Genomic DNA, 417 nt, shown 5'->3' on the forward strand with positions numbered 1-417 from the left:
CTAATTACTTTATTGTCATTTGATGTGTTTAAGTTGTTATAAAACAAACCAAACATATCATCCATGGTAGTTGCGGTTGCAGGATCAGCAGGCGTTAATTCCATCCGCGCATTAATAAAACCACCATAGTAGTAGGGCACACCATTTTGAACATCATTATAATCAGTTTGCTGATAGTGGTTGTTCCCACTCTCATTGACTTTTCTTTTATCATAAAGCATAAATAAAATGGCATTCTGCATGGGGTGGAATGTCAAGTAAAAGCCTATATTTTCCAGTTGGGGAGGTACATCATCAGCACCGTCATTCATAAAGTAATCATAATCAGTAATCCTAAAATTATTGCTGGCTGACCAGTCCCCATTGAATTTCTGGTATATTATTTTAATTACCTTATAGCGACTCTCTGCTGTAGGA

The 417-nt window shown here is 36.5% G+C and carries 1 protein-coding gene; it reads right to left on the reverse strand.

Going from position 1 to position 417, the window contains the following annotated elements:
* The coding region (locus ACQ96U_RS27135; RefSeq protein ID WP_431724403.1) for a hypothetical protein at positions 1 to 311 on the reverse strand (311 nt) is incomplete at its 3' end.
* Between the last annotated feature and the right edge of the window lie 106 nt (positions 312 to 417).

The organism is Zooshikella sp. RANM57, from assembly GCF_050749885.1.
Lineage (GTDB): Bacteria > Pseudomonadota > Gammaproteobacteria > Pseudomonadales > Zooshikellaceae > Zooshikella.